The sequence below is a fragment of the Zoogloea oryzae genome, from assembly GCF_030161255.1.
In the GTDB taxonomy this organism is placed as follows: Bacteria; Pseudomonadota; Gammaproteobacteria; order Burkholderiales; family Rhodocyclaceae; genus Zoogloea; species Zoogloea oryzae.
Window position 1 is genome coordinate 18,299 of the sequence record NZ_BSPX01000011.1, and the last position, 15,023, is coordinate 33,321.

Here is a 15,023-nt window from a genome sequence, read left to right on the forward strand (position 1 = left end):
GATATGGGTGCCATGGAGTACAACGCACTCTGGACATCCCTGAAAGGCCGCCTCGCCGGCCTCAAAGCCCCGTGGCCCGCCATCCGGCGGAACACGCCCATCGGCTTTGATCTCGCCAGCGAGCGTCTCAATCTCGCCCAGATCACCCGTGCCGGCACCGAGCTGCGCTGGCAGGCGGTGGCCGGGCTGCCCTACCCCACGCCCCGCGCCGAGCTGCTCGCCGATCCGGCGGCCTTCCGCAGCTTCGTCCGCGACGGGTTCAAGCGCCACGGTTTTCGCGGCCGTCGCGTGGTCAGCGTGCTGCCGCCGGGTGAGCTGCAGGTGATCTCGGTGGACTACACCACCCCCAACGGTCAGGACGACACCGCCACCCTGCTGCGCACCCTCAAGGAACGCTTCAAGAGCGGCCTCGACGACGCGGTGGTGGACGTGCTCCCGATCCGCCGCCCGCCCGAAAGCAACCTGCGCTCGGCGGTGGTCGCCGTGGCCCCGCGGGAGCGGGTCATCGCCCATCTCGATCTGCTCCAGTCCGCCGGGCTCGAGCCCGTGGCCGTGGACATCGGCCCCGCCGCCCTGGCCCGCGTCGCCCGGGCGCTGGTCACCGGCGATCCACGGGCCAACCAGCTCATCATCAACTTCGGCGCCCGCCACAGCTACCTCACCCTGCTGTGGGGCCGCCGGCTGATGTTCGACCGCAGCCTCGACTTCGGCGAAGCCCATCTGGCCGACACCCTCGCCCGCAACCTCGACCTGCACGCCGAACGGGCCCTCGCCCTGCTGCGCAAGCACGGCCTGCCCAGCCGTGGCGACGAGATCAGCAGCACCATCGTCGAGTTGCTCCAGCCGGATTTCCAGCAGCTCGCCCACGAGGTGGCGCGGGTGCTGATCTACTTCGCCTCCCAAACCCACGGCGGCTCGGTGGATGGCATCTACATCTGCGGCAGCATCGCCCGCCTGGGCGGCGCTGCCGAATTCATCGGCCGCCTGCTGGCGATGCCCGTGCAGGTGCTCGACCTGTGGAAGATCCCCGGCAACGAGGGCGTGCCCATCGTCGAACCACCGGCCGGGATGACCGTCGCCGCCGGCCTCGCCCTGCGCGCGACCGCCTGACATGGCCGACATCGACCTGATCCCCGCCTCCTGGCGTGCTGAACAGCGGGCGCGACGCACCCTGCGCGGCGGGCTGGTCGCCGTCGGCTGCGCCATCGCCGCGGTCGCCGCAGTGCGCATCGGGCTCGAGATCACCAACCGCCAGGCCACCACCGCGCTGCAGACGCTCCAGGCCCAGCGCCGCGACAGCGAACGCATCGTGGCCCGCCTCACCGCCCTCAACGCGCGGGTCGATGAAGCCCGCGAGCTGTCCCGCAAGATCGCCGCCCTGCGCGGCACCGACGTGGTGGGTGGCGTGCTCGTGCCCATCGACCAGGCCCTGGGCGAGTCGGTGTGGTTCGACGAGCTGATCTACACCCGCATCCCCGCCCTGCCCCAGCCCGGCACGCCCATCGCCCCGGCCGACGCCAGCCTCGCCATCCACGGCAAGGCGCCGGACCCGGCCACCATCGGCGCGTTTGCCGAGGCCCTCGGCAGCGCCGGCCCCTGCGCCAAGCCCCGGCTGGTGCCCGGCAACGTCAAGCAGTACAACCGCTTCGAGCTGATGGAGTTCGCCCTCAACTGCCCGCTCACGCTGCGTGGTGGAGACAAATCGTGAAGTTTCCCCGCGCGCTCCTCGCCCTCGACATCCGGGTGCTGCGCCTGGTCGCCGGCGCCCTGTCGGCGGTGATCCTGCTCGTCGGCTGGGGCCAGATCCTGCGGCCGGCGTGGCAATCGCGCCAGGCGGTGCTCACCCAGACAGCGGGCATCCGCGAGGCCATTGCCAGCCTGCCCGACCAACAGGCCCAGGCCGACGCCCTGGCGGCCGAAGCCGCCCGCCTCGAAACCACCCTCGACGCCGCCGACACCGCGCCGGCGCGCCTGCCCGGCGTGCTCGACAGTCTGGCCCGCAGTCAGGGCGTCGAGCTGCTGCCGGTTTTCCCCGGCCAGCAGAACGAATCCGACGGCCTCGTCGAAACCCGTTACGACCTGGAAGCCAGCGGCAGCTACCCGCAGCTGGTGGGATGGCTTGCCGCCATCGAGGCCCGCCTGCCCAACGCCGGCCTGCAGGAGATCCGCTTCACCCGCCAGGTGAGCAGCGGCAGCGTGAACCTGCGCCTGCGCCTCGCCGTGTATCGCCGCCCGGCCACCCGCCAGCCATGAAGCACCGCCTGCTGCCCGCCCTCCTGCTGCTCATCGCCACGGCGGCCCCAGCTGCCGAGCCACCCGCCGCACCCAGTCTGCACCACGACCCCTTCCGCCGGCCCGGCGGCACGCTGCTGGCGCCCGTCGCCGGTGATGCCCCCGCGCCCGTCGAATGGCAGCCCCGCCTGCGCGGCGTGCTGCTGTCGGGGGCCGCTTCCCTCGCCAACGTGGACGGCCAGATGGTCGCCATCGGCGAAAAGATCGACGGCCACCGTCTGCTGTCGGTCACCGAATATCAGGCCGTTTTCGAAAAGGACGGGCGCCGCGTCACCCTCGACATGCGCCGTCCGCCCCGGGAGTCCAGACCGTGATCCGCCATCGCCTCGCCACCGCCCTCGTGGCCTGCGCCCTCGCCGCCACCGGCCAGCCGGCCGCCTTCGCCGCCGATCCAGCGCCACGGCGCATCACCGTCAATCTGCGCGACGTGCCGGTGGGCGACGTGTTCGAGATGCTCTCCCGCAACGAGAAGATCAACGTGCTGGTGGGCAAGGGCGTCACCGGCAACGTGTCGGTCAACCTCTACAACGTGAGCGCCGACGAGGCCGTGCGCACAGTGGCCGAGGCCGCCGGCTACGTGGCCGAGCGCCGCGGCGACACCTTCCTGGTGGTCGAGCGCAAGGACGCCGGGCTGGATGGCCTCTCTGGCAACACCCGGCTGCGCACCTTCAAGGTCCAGTACTCCAACCCCAAGACGGTCGCCGACATCCTCACCAAGCACATCTCCCGCTACGGCAAGATCACCCCGCTGCTCGAACGCAACCTGATCGTCGTCGAAGACCAGCCGGCCTTCGTCGATCGCATCGAGACCCTGCTCCAGCAGGTGGACGTGCAGCCCCGCCAGATCCTCATCGAGGCCAAGATCCTCGAGGTACGGCTCGACCGCAGCGAAGCCTTCGGGGTGGATTGGTCGAAGATCGTGGGCGGCAGCGATCGCAGCTACAGCGTGGGCACCAAGGGCCTCGCCGACCGCACCGGCAGCGGGCTGTTCTTCAGCGTGGTGAGCGACAACCTGAACATCTACCTGAGCGCCCTGGCCAGCAAGGGCCGGGTGCATACCCTCGCCACGCCCAAGCTGCTGGCGCTGGAGAACCAGCAGGCGATCACCTCCATCGGCGACCAGACCGGCTACAAGGTGACGACCACCATCAACCAGGTCACCACCGAATCCATCCAGTTCCTCGAATCCGGGGTGATCCTGCGGGTCACGCCGTCCATCGACGAGCGCGGCCGCATCCTGATGAAGATCCACCCGGAGGTGAGCACCGCCAGCGTGAACAACAGCATCCCGTCGAAGAACAGCACGCAGGTCAACACCACCCTCATCGCCGAGGACGGGCAGTCGATCTTCATCGGGGGGCTGATCCGCAACAGCGCCAACTACAAGCGCTCGGGCATTCCGGTGCTGGGCGAGATTCCGGTGGTGGGCGCGGCGTTTTCCCGCTGGGAAGATGCGGGCACCAGCACCGAGACGGTGGTGGTCATCACCCCGCGCATCGTGCGCGAGCCCGAGGTCGTCGCCACGCCGGCAGCCGCGCCGGGCAACCCGGCCGCCCGGCTGGAGGACAGCGAACCGCCGCTGCTGCGCAGCGCCGCCGGGCTGGACGAATCCCTCGAGCGCCTGCGCCCGCGGGACTGACCGGCTTCAGAACAGCAGATTGACACCCTGCAGGGCGATCCGGCACACCGCCGCGATGCCCAGCGCCACGGCCACCGACAGCCCCACCGAGAACACCGCATCGCGGCGCCCGATGGTTTTCAGCATTACCGCGAAGGTGGACACGCAGGGCACGTAGAAGGTCAGGAAGACCAGGAAGGTGGCGATCTGCACCCAGTTCAGCTGGAGCGCGATGTCCTGGGTGCCGAGGGCCTGGTAGACCATCAGCAGCGACAGCTCCTTGCGCAGCACGCCAAACAGGATCGGCACCCCCAGTGCCACCGGCAGGCCCAACCACCAGCTCGTCACCGGCAGCAGCAGCATGTTGATCACTTCATCGGCACCGAAGTGGGCCAGCAGCGCCAGCACCACGCTGCCCAGCACCAGCAGCGGCGTGACGATGGTCAGGATGTCGCTGGTGCGCTCCCAGGTGATCGCCAGCAGACGCCGCCACTGGGGCAGCGCGTAGGACGGGATCGCCTGGATCAGGCCCGGGCTGGCCTTCACGTAGCGGCGGGTGAGCAGTTTGCCCGCCACCGCGATGATCAGCATCGTCAGCAGGAAGATCCCCAGCACCCCTTCCCAGCCCAGATACTTGCCACCGATCGCCAGCACGATGGCCGAGCGCGCCGAGCACGGCACGAAGGTGATGAGCAGCGACGCCACGATGCGCTCGCGCCCGGACGAGCTGGCCGCCACCGCCGACAGCGCCGGCACGTTGCAGCCCAAGCCCAGCAGGAAAGGCACCGCCACCCCGCCGTGCAGGCCGATGCGGTGAAAGCCCCGGTCCACCACGAAGGCGACCCGGTGCATGATCCCGGATTCCTCAAGGCTCACCAGCAGCAGCACCAGCGGCAGCATGTAGGGCACCACGATGCCCACCAGCCCCACCAGCCCGTCGGCCACGGCGCGCCCGATGACGCCGGCGGTGGTGTCCGGCTCCCACTGGCCGACCCACGCCGCAAGCGGCGCCGAGGTGAGCGCGTCGAGGGCGGTGCTCACCTCGAAGACCATGAACAGCACCAGCGCAAACACCGCCAGGGTACCGATCAGGCCCCAGCGGGGATGGAGGAACAGCCGGTCGAGGGTGCGTTTCCAGCCGGCCTTTTCGGCCGCATGGCCCAGCCGGCTGACCTGCTCGTGGAGCGCCGCAGCCCGGTAGTGGCGGTCGGCGAAGAGCTCTTCTGCCAGCGGGCGCGGCAGCACCCGGGTGGCGTCGGCACGGGCGGCCTCGACGGCCGGCACCAGATCAGGGAAATGCCGGGCCAGCTCGGACGCAAACCACGTATCGCCCCGCGCCACCTGGGTGAGCAGCAGCGTCCGCGGCACGCGGAAGGCGGCCTCCACCGCCGGCATGTCGAGGATCGCGTTGAGGGGTGCCAGCGCCTTGCGCAGGTGCGGGCTGGGCAACTGCGGCAGCGGGCAGCGCTTGGCGTGGAGCAGCTGGAGCGCCGTCTCGAAGACAGTGGTGATGCCCTTGCCCATGTGAGCCACGGTGGGCACCACCGGCACGCCGAGCGCTTCGGACAGCGCCGCCACGTTGATGTAGACGCCCTTCTCACGGGCCTCGTCGAGGCGGTTGAGGGCGATCACCAGCGGCTTGCCGAGTTCGCAGAGTTCCTGGGCCAGGGCCAGGCTGGATTCGAGGGCGGTGGCATCCACCACCTGGATCAGCAGGTCGGGCGTCTTGAAGCCCGCCTCGCCCCGCCGGGCCGGCTGACCGCCGAGCAGCGCCATCAGCAGCAGGCGGTCGGCCTCGTCGAGATCATGCAGGCTGCGCAGGGGCGGCAGATCGACCAGCGCGGCCTCTTCGAGCCCCACATTGACCTGACAGGTGGAGAAACCCAGGCTGCTGCCGTCGAGCTGGCCGGCTTCGACCGCGGTGCTCGAGGCCGCCTGGAAGATGGTGCTCTTGCCGGTGCGCGGCAGGCCCACCAGGGCAATCTGTGGCCGGCGCTCGCCCCTGAGCAGGCTGCGCGGCAGTGAAACCGTTGCGACGACCGGCGCTGCAGCACCCATCAGCAGTCACCTCGCCCTTCAATCCGACTCATCGACAATCGCCCGGCAGTGATCCATTGCGCCCGATTATAATCAGTAATAAGAATTGTTCGCAAAAAGGTGGTGCATACATCCCTGCTCGCCCGGACGTCGCGGAAGCGACCGGGCGCAATACCGCCAGAACCTCAGACCCGCAGACCGGCCCGGGTCATCATCAGCAGGGCCTGCGCCCGGCTGGTCACCCCCAGCGCCCGCAGGATCGCCGAGACGTGCACCTTCACGGTGCCTTCCGACAGGCCGAGGAATTCGGCGATGTCGCGGTTCGACTTGCCCTGGGCCACCAGTTCGAGCACCCGGCCCTGGGCCGCGGTGAGCTGGAAACGTTCGGCGAAGGCCTGGCTGGCACGCCGGCTGCGATTGCCGCCGTCACTGCCGGTGGCCGCCTCGGGGGTGAACACCCCGCCGGCCAGCACGGTGCGCACGGCTTCGATCAGGGTGTTGCTGGGGCTCGCCTTGGAGACGAAACCGGACGCACCGGCCTTCATCGCCCGCTGCACCGACTCCCGGTCGTCCAGCGCGGACACCACCAGGGCCGGCACGTCGGGAAAGCGCTTGGCGATCACGCCAAGCAGGGAAAAACCATTGATTTCGGGCAGCATCAGGTCGACGACCAGCAGGTCACAGTCCGGATCGGCCTCAAGGAGCGCGAGCGCATCGGTGGCATTGCTGGCCTGCTGGCAGTGCACCCCTTCTCCCACCTGGGCAAGGGTCAGAGCCATGGCTTCCCTCACCAGCACATGGTCTTCGATAATCAGAATACGTGTCTGCATCATGGCCGCCAATTCATTGCGGATAAGTCGGTTTTCGATTCGCCCTGGCAGTTTAGCCTACCCAGCCCTGCCCAAAACGTACAAAATCGTGGTTTGCTAGCCAATTCGGCAAAAACCATGCCGCCCATCAAGATTACACATCACCTCTCTGCGCCCCTGCGCACGCTCCCCCTGCTGATCACGCTCCTGCCGCTGACAGCGCTTGCCAACCCCGATGACATCAGCGAGGCCGGTCACCTGAGTGACCTGCCGGTCGTGCTGTCTGCCACGCGCCTGTCCCAGGCGCCGGCCGATGCACCGGGCGCCGTCACGGTGCTCGACCGGGAGATGATCCGCGCCTCCGGCGCGCGCAACATCTACGAGCTGTTCCGCCTCGTGCCCGGCTTCCAGCTCGGGATGCACACCGGCAACCAGCCGCTGGTCACCTATCACGGGCTGTCCGACGAAGCGCCCCGGCGGATGCTGGTGCAGGTGGATGGCCGCTCGATCTACTCGCCCTACCTGATCTCCGGGGTCGAGTGGAACCAGATCGGCGTGGACATCGACGACATCGAGCGCATCGAGGTCTTCCGCGGCTCCAACTCGGCGACCTACGGCAGCAACGCCTTCCTCGGCGTGGCCAACATCATCACCCGCTCGCCGTCCGAGACCCTCGGCGGTGCGGTGCGCTACCGCGCTGGCGACAACGGCATCAACGACATCGGCGCCCGCATCGGCCACCAGTTCAACGACGTGTCCATGCGCCTCACCGTCTCGCGCACCTACGACCACGGTTTCGGCAACTACGACAAGGGCGCACAGAACATCAACGACTGGCGTTACACCCAGCTCGCCACCCTCAACACCGAATGGCGCGCCGACAGCACCAACAGCGTCGATTTCCAGACCGGCTGGACCGACTCCCACGAAGGCACCGGCAAAGCCGACAACGCCACCGACCCGGAGCGCCCGATGCGCATCTACACCGGCTTCGGGCTGCTGCGCTGGCGTCACGCCCCCGCCCCCGGCGAAGAGCTGACCGTCACCTACTACCACCAGGAAGAAAACGGCCGCGACAACTACAACCTCGACGTGCCGGCACGCGTCACCCTCGGCGGCGCAACCCGGACCATCTACGTGCCGGTGCGCTTCGACTACGACTTCAAGGCCACCCGCGACGACCTGGAACTCCAGCGCATCACCACCCTGGCCCCGTCGCTGCGGGCCGTGATCGGCGCCGGCTGGCGCACCGACCTGATCGCCGCGCCCTCACGCTTCAACACCAACGAGCCGGTGCGCAGCACCGTGACCCGCGCCTTCGGCACCCTCGAGTGGCGCGCCAGCGAGCGCTGGCTGTTCAACGTCGGGACGATGATCGAGGACAACTCCCTCACCCGGGTGGCACTGGCACCGCGCGCGTCAGCCAACTATCATATGACGGAAAGCCAGACTTGGCGCTTGTCGGTCAACCGCTCCCATCGCAACCCGATGGCGTTCGAGCAGAGGTCCAGCATGATCTTCAGCAACTCGGCGCCGTTCTCGATTCCCGGGCGGACCATCCCGGCGGGCACCCCGATCAACCAGACCTTCCGCCCGTCGCCCGATCTCCATGCCGAGCGGATCACCACCTATGAGCTGGGCTATCTGGCCGAGCTGCGCGAGATCGCCACCACCATCGACGCACGCCTGTTCCTCGAACGCGCCCGCGATCTGGTCGAGATGAAGCTCGAGCCGTCCACCGTCGGCCTGTTCTCCCGCAGCAACACGCGCTACTTCACCAACAGCGGCGAGGCCAACATCCGCGGCCTGGAGATCTCGGCCACCTGGCGCCCGTCCCCGCGCACCTGGCTGACGGCCCACCACACCGCCCTGCGCATCGACAACCCCAACTTCAGCGCCACCGAAGCCAAAACCAACTCCAGCGGCTGGATCGAATACACCGCGCCCAAGCAGAGCTCCACCCTCTTCGGCGCGTGGGAGTTCCTCCCCGGCTGGCAGTTCAGCTTTGCCAAGCACTGGATCGGATCGATGAGCTGGTACCAGGACAACTGGCACAAGACCGCGCCCTACCGCCAGCTCGACCTGCGCCTCGCCCGCCGTCTCCCGGCCAGCATCGCCCGGGGTGAGGTCTCCATCACCGCCCGCAACGTGGACGGCCCGGATCAGACCTACGCGCCGGACACCTCGTGGTGGGCCCGCACCATCTTCGCCGGCGTGAATCTGGAACTCTGACGCCTGATGAGGCTGATCCGGCGCGCCTTCGTCGTCACCCTGCTGGCCCTCCTGGCCTGCGGGGTGCCGCTGCACGCGCTCGCCGCATCGGTGGTGCTCGTGATGTCCGAAGAGAGCGCCGCCTTCAGCGAGGCCGCCGAGGCCCTCACCGCCGAGCTGCGCAACGCCGGCCACCGCCCCCAGACGCTGATGCTGCCGCTGCGCGCCGAAGACGCCGCCGCCCTCGGCAACACCGGGCTGGTGGTCACCTTCGGCACCCGCGCCGCCCAGACCATCGCCAACCTCGCCCCCCGCACCCTGATCCTCCACACCCTGCTGCCGCGCAGCGCCTACGAGCGCCTGCCCAACCGGGGTGACGACACCCGGCGGGTGTCGGCGGTGTTCATCGACCAGCCCGCATCGCGGCAGATCGAACTGCTGCGCATCGCCCTGCCCGACTGGCCGCGGGTCGGCCTGGTGGTCGGCCGCGAGAGCACCGAGCTGGGCAGCCGCCTGCAGGCCAGCGCCCGGGACAAGCGGCTGCGCCCGGTGCTCGAATACGCCAGCGAGGAGAGCGATCTCTACCCCGCCCTGCAGCGCATGCTGGCCGAGCCCACCGTGCTGCTGGCGGTACCCGACACCCAGCTCTTCAACAACCGGACCATCTCCAACATCCTCCTGACGGCCTATCACCACCGCTCGCCGGTGATCGGCTTCTCGCCCGCCTACGTCAAGGCCGGCGCCCTGTTCGCCCTCTACAGCACGCCGGCCCAGATCGGCCAGCAGGCCGGCGAGGCCGCCCGGATCGGGCTCGTCAGCGGCAGCCTGCCGCCGCCCACCGCGCCACGCCAGTTCCGGATCAGCACCAACACCTACGTCGCCCGCTCCCTGGGCATCACCCTCGAAGACGCCAACGTACTGCGCGAGCGGCTCGAACGTGCGGAGAACCCGCCATGATCAGCGAACGCAACCTCGACATCCGGGCCCGGACCATCCTCATCGCGGTGCTGCCGACGATGGTGATGGCGTCACTGCTGATCGGCTACTTCACCTCATCCCGGCTGTCCGACCTCGAAGAAGTCCACCGCCAGCGGGGCAAGGCGCTGGCGCGCCAGCTCGCCGCCGCCAGCGAGTACGGCGTGTTCTCGGGCAACCTCGAAAGCCTGCGCAAGCTGAGCAACGCCATCGTGGTCGAGAAGGACGTGGTGCGCGTGGTGGTCTTCGGCCCCCAGCAGCAGGTGCTCACCGAGCTCTCCACCCCGGATCCTCGCCCTCCGGGGAGCGACGATCCGCCCCAGCGCTTCCGCGAACCGGTCACCGGGGTTGGCGTGAACATCGAGGACGCCTTCCTCGGCAACGGCAATGGCAACGCCCCCACCGGCACCGAGCAGCGCGGAGAGGTGCTCGTCGAGATGACCCAGGATTCCCTGCGCGCAGAAGAGCGCCACCTGCTCTGGCACGCCTTCCTGATGGTGATCACCGTGCTCATCGCCAGCGTGGCCCTGGCCCTGCGGATGAGCCGCGGCATCTCCGGCCCGATCCAGCGCATCGCCACCACCGTCACCCGCTTCGGCCAGGGCGACCTCTCCGCCCGGGTGCCCGTCGAAGGCGGGCGCAGCCTGCGCATGCTCGCCGAGGGCGTCAACGACATGGCCGACAAGCTCGGCGCCTCGCGGGAGGATCTCGAACGCCAGATCGAGGCCGCCACCCGCGAGCTCCTCGAAAAGAAGGAAGAAGCCGAACGGGGCAACCGGGCCAAGACCCGCTTCCTGGCCGCCGCCAGCCACGACCTGCGCCAGCCCATGCACGCCCTCGGGCTGTTCGTCGCCGAGCTCGGCCAGAAGCCCCACGCCCCCGACACCCACCGGCTCGTCGAGCAGATCGCGGTGTCGGCCGAGACGATGGAAAACCTCCTCGACAGCCTGCTCGACATCTCGCGGCTCGACGTGGGCGTGCTCGACCGCCAGATCAAGCCCTTCCCGCTCCAGCCGCTGCTCGAACGCATCGAGGTGGATTACCGCCGCGAAGCCGAGATGCGCGGTCAGCGCCTGCGCCTGCGCCCCACCAGCCTGTGGGTCGAGAGCGACCCGCTGCTGCTCGAACGCATCCTCCACAACCTCATCAGCAACGCCCTGCGCTACGCCCCGGGCGGCACCATCCTGCTGTGCTGCCGCAAGCGCGGCCGGCGGGTGCGCATCGAGGTGCGCGACAACGGCCCCGGCATCGCCCCCGACGCCCAGGAGGCGATCTTTCAGGAGTTCGTCCAGCTGGACAACCCGGAGCGCAACCGGGCCAAGGGCCTCGGGCTGGGCCTCGCCATCGTGCGCCGCCTCACCGACCTGCTCGACCACCCCCTGTCGCTCAAGTCCAGCCCCGGCCGCGGCGCGGTGTTCGCGGTCGAGCTACCCACCGCCGCCCCCGGGGTCGTCGCCGAAGGCAGCCACCCGGTCGCGAGCCAGGCCCTCAACGGGCTCCACGTGGCGCTGGTGGACGACGACGAACTGGCCGTCGCCAGCACTGTCGGGCTGCTCGAATCCTGGGGCTGCCAGGTCAGCGCCGCCGACAACCAGGCCGACATCCTCACCGCCCTCGAGGCCGCCGGCACGCCGCCGGACATCATCCTGTCCGACTACCAGATCGCCGGCGCCGCCGACGGGCTCGAAACCATCCAGCGCCTGCGCGCCCACTTCGGCAAGCCGATCCCGGCGATCATCCTCAGCGGCGACACCTCGTCGGCCACCGCCAACGCCGCCCAGCAGGCCGAGATCCCGCTCCTGCACAAGCCCGTCCGCCCGGCCAAGCTGCGGGCCCTGCTGCAACGAAAAACCCAAGGCTGATGCGGGCGGAGTACGCTTCGGTTAAGATCAATCACTGATTCCACAACCAGACAAAAGGGGGAGAGCAATGAGCACCGAAAACAATGCACAGGATCCGCTGGAATTCATGCGCAGCATGTGGGGCAAGATGGGCTTCAGCCTGCCCGGCATGGTCACCCCGACCCTCGACGTGGATGAGCTCGACAAGCGCATCGCCGACATGAAGGCCGTCGAGAACTGGCTCAAGATGAACCTCAGCTCCCTGCAGATGGCCACCCAGGGCCTCGAGATGCAGCGCGCCACCATCGCCACCATGCAGGCCATGAGCAAGATCGCCTCGGAAGGCGGCAGCACCCCCGAAGCCGCCCAGCCCAACCCCTTCGCCAGCGGCATGTGGCCGTGGAACCTGATGCAGGGCGCCGCGGATGCATCCAAGGCCGCCCAGGCCGCGCCGGCCCCGGCCCCCGCCCCGACCAAGTCCAGCCGCAGCAAGGACAAGTAATCTCCCCGCAACCCCGGCGCCCGCCGGGGTTTTGCCATTGGGCCTCAGGCCGCGCGCAGCAGCGTCAGCCAGGCGGTCAGCGTCACCGCCGCGGCCACCGTGGTGGCCGAGATCAGCCGCGCCACGCCGGGGCCGTCGCCCCCCAGGCGCATCGCCAGAATGTAGGCCGACGACGCCGTCGGCAGCGCGGCAAACGCCACTGCCACCTGGAAGGCCACGCCCTCAAGGCCCAGCGCCCGCCCCAACCCCCACGCCACTGCCGGCAGCGCCACCAGCTTCACGGCGCACAGATACACGGTTCCGAAACGTCCGCCTTCGCTGCGCCCCAGCCGCAGCGCCGCGCCCACCGCCAGCAGGCCGAGGGTCACCGCAGCATCCGCCAGCCGCTGCAAAAAAGGCACCACGGGCGCCGGCAGCTGCGCACCCGAGAGGTTGAACGCCAGCCCGGCGAGGGTGGCAATGATCAGCGGATTCTTCGCCAGTTCCTGCCACAGCCGGCCCTGGCCGTGACGCACCAGCATCGCCACCGCCGCCATGTTGGCAAACGGCACCATCGCCCCGCACAGGGCGCCCATGGTCGCCACGCCGGCCGACCCCGCCAGCTTGCCGGCCACCGCAATGCCGATGTAGGTGTTGAAGCGGTAGGCGCACTGCAGGCGCGACGCGAAGGCCATCGCGTCCAGCCCCATCAGCGGCCGCCCGACGAGACCCAGCACCAGCCCCGACGCCATCGTGACCAGCCCGACCACGAACAGCGGGCCCATCGCGGCGATGTCGATCGTCGCCCGGGCCAGGGCGTGGAACAGCAGCGCGGGAAAGAAGATGAAGTAGACCAGCTTCTCGACACCGGTCCAGAAGGCGTCCGCCAGCCCGAAAAAACGGCGCAGGAGGGCGCCCATCGCGATCAGCGCGAAGTCGGGAAGGAGCAGCAGCAGGCTCTGCATCGCTCAGAAAAATGGCGTGACGGGCAGCATCACGCCAGTGTGCCTGAAGGCTGGGCCCGGTTCGATCCGGGCTTTCCGCAAGGGGCCGCCGGGGATGCCGGCCGCCCGGCGGCTCACTCGTACTTGCGCTGGTCGTCGATCACCTTGCCGTCGTTGGCGAGGCTGCCGGGCGCGCAGAAGGTGACTTCGCCGCGCAGCTTGGTGAGCTCGCGGATCGAGCTGGCCACCGCCTCGGCAAGGCCTTCGGCCGGCGCGGCGAGTTCGCAGTGGAGGGTCATCCGGTCGGCGAGATCCGGGTTGTCCACCACCAGCCGGCCGCGGCCGATCTCCGGGTGGCGCTTGAGCACCGCCGCCACCTGGCCCGGATGCACGAACATGCCCTTCACCTTGGTGGTCTGGTCGGCCCGCCCCAGCCAGCCCTTGATGCGCGTGTTGGTGCGGCCGCAGGGCGAGATGCCGGGCAGGATGGCCGACAGATCGCCGGTGCCGAAGCGGATCAGCGGGTAATCGGGGTTGAAGGTGGTCACCACCACCTCGCCCACCTCGCCGGGCGCCACCGGATCGCCGGTGCCGGGGCGGACGATCTCGAGGATCACGTCTTCATCCAGCACCATGCCTTCCCGGGCCGGCGTCTCGAAGGCGACGAGGCCCAGATCGGCTGTGGCGTAAGCCTGGTAAGCCTGGATGCCGCGGGCGGCGAGGGCCTCCCGCTGGCTGGGCGGAAAGGCCTCGCCGGAGACAAAAGCCTTCTTCAGGCTGTCCAGCTTCACGCCCTGCTCGTCGGCTTTCTCCAGCAGGATGCGCAGGAAGGACGGCGTGCCGGCGTAGGCATCGGGGCGCAGGTCGAGCATCGCGGCAAGCTGCATCTCGGTCTGGCCGACGCCCGCCGGGAACACCGTGCAGCCCAGCGCGTGGGCGGCGGTTTCCATCATTGAGCCGGCCGGCGTGAAGTGATACGAGAAGGTGTTGTGGACCAGATCGCCGGCGCGGAAACCCGCCGCGTAAAAGGCCCGGGCGAGCCGCCAGTAATCCTTGCGCGCGCCCTCGGGCTCGTAGATCGGCCCCGGCGACGCGAACACCCGCGCGCAGGCGCTGCCCCACCGCACCGCCGCCAGCCCGCCAAAAGGCCGCGCGGCCTTCTGCAGTTCGGAGAGCTCGGACTTGCGGATCACCGGCAACGTGGCGAGCGCCTCGCGGGTGGTGATGGCGGCCGGGTCCACGTCCTTCAGCAGCGCCGCAAACGCCGGCGCGTGGGCTTTGGCGTGAGCCACCTGGGCGGGCAGCCGGGCGAGGAGTTCGCGCTCGCGATCAAGGGGATCGCGGGTTTCACGGGCGTCGTAGTAGTTCATTGGGTCTCCGCGTCCTTCTGGTTTTTTCGTCCGTCCGTTTGGCGGACGGTTTGTCCTGTTCTCAACGTACCGTTGGCCGGAATCGCCCCCCGGCCCCCCTGCCAACCAAAGGCACCGTGTAGGTCGGACTTCAGTCCGACATCAATGCCACATCAACCCGGGCGTGTCGGACTGAAGTCCGACCTACAGCATGTTCGTTGGCCGGGACTCACCCCGGCGGGCGACCTACTCTCTTGCTTCACCCAGTTCGCGTAGGTCGGGTTAGCGCAGCGTAACCCGACACCCGAACCCGCCGGACCAACACGCGCTGGCACCAAGCCACCTCGGGTTAGGCTGCGCTAACCCGACCTACCCAAAACCGCGTCGTTTCCCAAACCTCATCTCGACTCCACATCCACTCCAGCAAGCGCTCGGTGCTTCCCCGGAGCCCGTCTGAACCGCTGAG

General features: G+C 69.2%; 13 protein-coding genes. 9 read left to right on the forward strand and 4 right to left on the reverse strand.

Annotated elements, in window-relative coordinates; translation table 11 throughout:
- Window positions 1–12: 12 nt before the first annotated feature.
- The 5 genes from pilM to QQK25_RS05695 are packed head-to-tail and all read left to right on the forward strand — an operon-like array spanning window position 13 to window position 3,931.
- Window positions 13–1,110: a pilus assembly protein PilM gene (gene pilM, locus QQK25_RS05675; RefSeq protein WP_284187060.1), complete on the forward strand. Its 1,098-nt coding sequence runs from the start codon at window positions 13–15 to the stop codon at window positions 1,108–1,110.
- A 1-nt stretch (window position 1,111) separates the two neighbouring features.
- A complete protein-coding gene (locus QQK25_RS05680) occupies window positions 1,112–1,708 on the forward strand; it encodes a DUF6752 domain-containing protein (RefSeq protein ID WP_284187061.1) in 597 nt (198 codons plus the stop codon).
- Window positions 1,705–2,253 (forward strand): hypothetical protein, encoded by a 549-nt coding sequence (locus QQK25_RS05685; RefSeq protein ID WP_284187062.1) that lies wholly within the window; start codon window positions 1,705–1,707, stop codon window positions 2,251–2,253. Before QQK25_RS05680 ends, QQK25_RS05685 begins: the two co-directional genes overlap by 4 nt.
- Window positions 2,250–2,606, forward strand: coding sequence for a hypothetical protein (locus tag QQK25_RS05690; protein ID WP_284187063.1), 357 nt, complete (start codon window positions 2,250–2,252; stop codon window positions 2,604–2,606). Before QQK25_RS05685 ends, QQK25_RS05690 begins: the two co-directional genes overlap by 4 nt.
- Entirely contained in the window at window positions 2,603–3,931 is a 1,329-nt protein-coding gene (locus tag QQK25_RS05695) for a type II secretion system protein GspD (RefSeq protein WP_284187064.1), read from the forward strand. The genes QQK25_RS05690 and QQK25_RS05695 overlap by 4 nt, the downstream gene beginning before the upstream one ends.
- Window positions 3,932–3,937: 6 nt before the next feature.
- On the opposite strand, the gene QQK25_RS05700 is transcribed toward QQK25_RS05695, so the two are convergent.
- Together QQK25_RS05700 and QQK25_RS05705 are read right to left on the reverse strand one after the other, a co-directional pair.
- Window positions 3,938–5,968 (reverse strand): ferrous iron transporter B, encoded by a 2,031-nt coding sequence (locus QQK25_RS05700; protein WP_284187065.1) that lies wholly within the window; start codon window positions 5,966–5,968, stop codon window positions 3,938–3,940.
- 164 nt (window positions 5,969–6,132) lie between these two features.
- Window positions 6,133–6,780 carry a response regulator transcription factor gene (locus tag QQK25_RS05705; RefSeq protein WP_284187066.1) on the reverse strand — a complete coding sequence of 216 codons (648 nt, stop codon included), beginning with the start codon at window positions 6,778–6,780 and terminating at the stop codon, window positions 6,133–6,135.
- Between the two features lie 114 nt (window positions 6,781–6,894).
- Here QQK25_RS05705 and QQK25_RS05710 point away from each other — a divergent pair, with 114 nt between their 5' ends.
- From QQK25_RS05710 to QQK25_RS05725, 4 genes are all read left to right on the forward strand, one after another.
- Entirely contained in the window at window positions 6,895–8,988 is a 2,094-nt protein-coding gene (locus QQK25_RS05710; protein ID WP_284187067.1) for a TonB-dependent receptor plug domain-containing protein, read from the forward strand.
- A gap of 6 nt (window positions 8,989–8,994) precedes the next feature.
- On the forward strand, window positions 8,995–9,924 hold the full coding sequence (locus QQK25_RS05715; protein WP_284187068.1) for an ABC transporter substrate-binding protein: 930 nt from the start codon (window positions 8,995–8,997) through the stop codon (window positions 9,922–9,924).
- The gene (locus QQK25_RS05720; RefSeq protein ID WP_284187069.1) at window positions 9,921–11,804 is read left to right on the forward strand and encodes a hybrid sensor histidine kinase/response regulator; all 1,884 of its coding nucleotides are present in this window, start codon (window positions 9,921–9,923) and stop codon (window positions 11,802–11,804) included. The genes QQK25_RS05715 and QQK25_RS05720 overlap by 4 nt, the downstream gene beginning before the upstream one ends.
- A gap of 67 nt (window positions 11,805–11,871) precedes the next feature.
- Window positions 11,872–12,285, forward strand: coding sequence for a PhaM family polyhydroxyalkanoate granule multifunctional regulatory protein (locus tag QQK25_RS05725; protein ID WP_284187070.1), 414 nt, complete (start codon window positions 11,872–11,874; stop codon window positions 12,283–12,285).
- A gap of 44 nt (window positions 12,286–12,329) precedes the next feature.
- On the opposite strand, the gene QQK25_RS05730 is transcribed toward QQK25_RS05725, so the two are convergent.
- Together QQK25_RS05730 and QQK25_RS05735 are read right to left on the reverse strand one after the other, a co-directional pair.
- Window positions 12,330–13,229 carry an AEC family transporter gene (locus QQK25_RS05730; protein WP_284187071.1) on the reverse strand — a complete coding sequence of 300 codons (900 nt, stop codon included), beginning with the start codon at window positions 13,227–13,229 and terminating at the stop codon, window positions 12,330–12,332.
- 113 nt (window positions 13,230–13,342) lie between these two features.
- Complete coding sequence (locus tag QQK25_RS05735; protein ID WP_284187072.1) at window positions 13,343–14,578, reverse strand: phenylacetate--CoA ligase family protein; 1,236 nt, start codon at window positions 14,576–14,578, stop codon at window positions 13,343–13,345.
- Window positions 14,579–15,023: the final 445 nt, after the last annotated feature.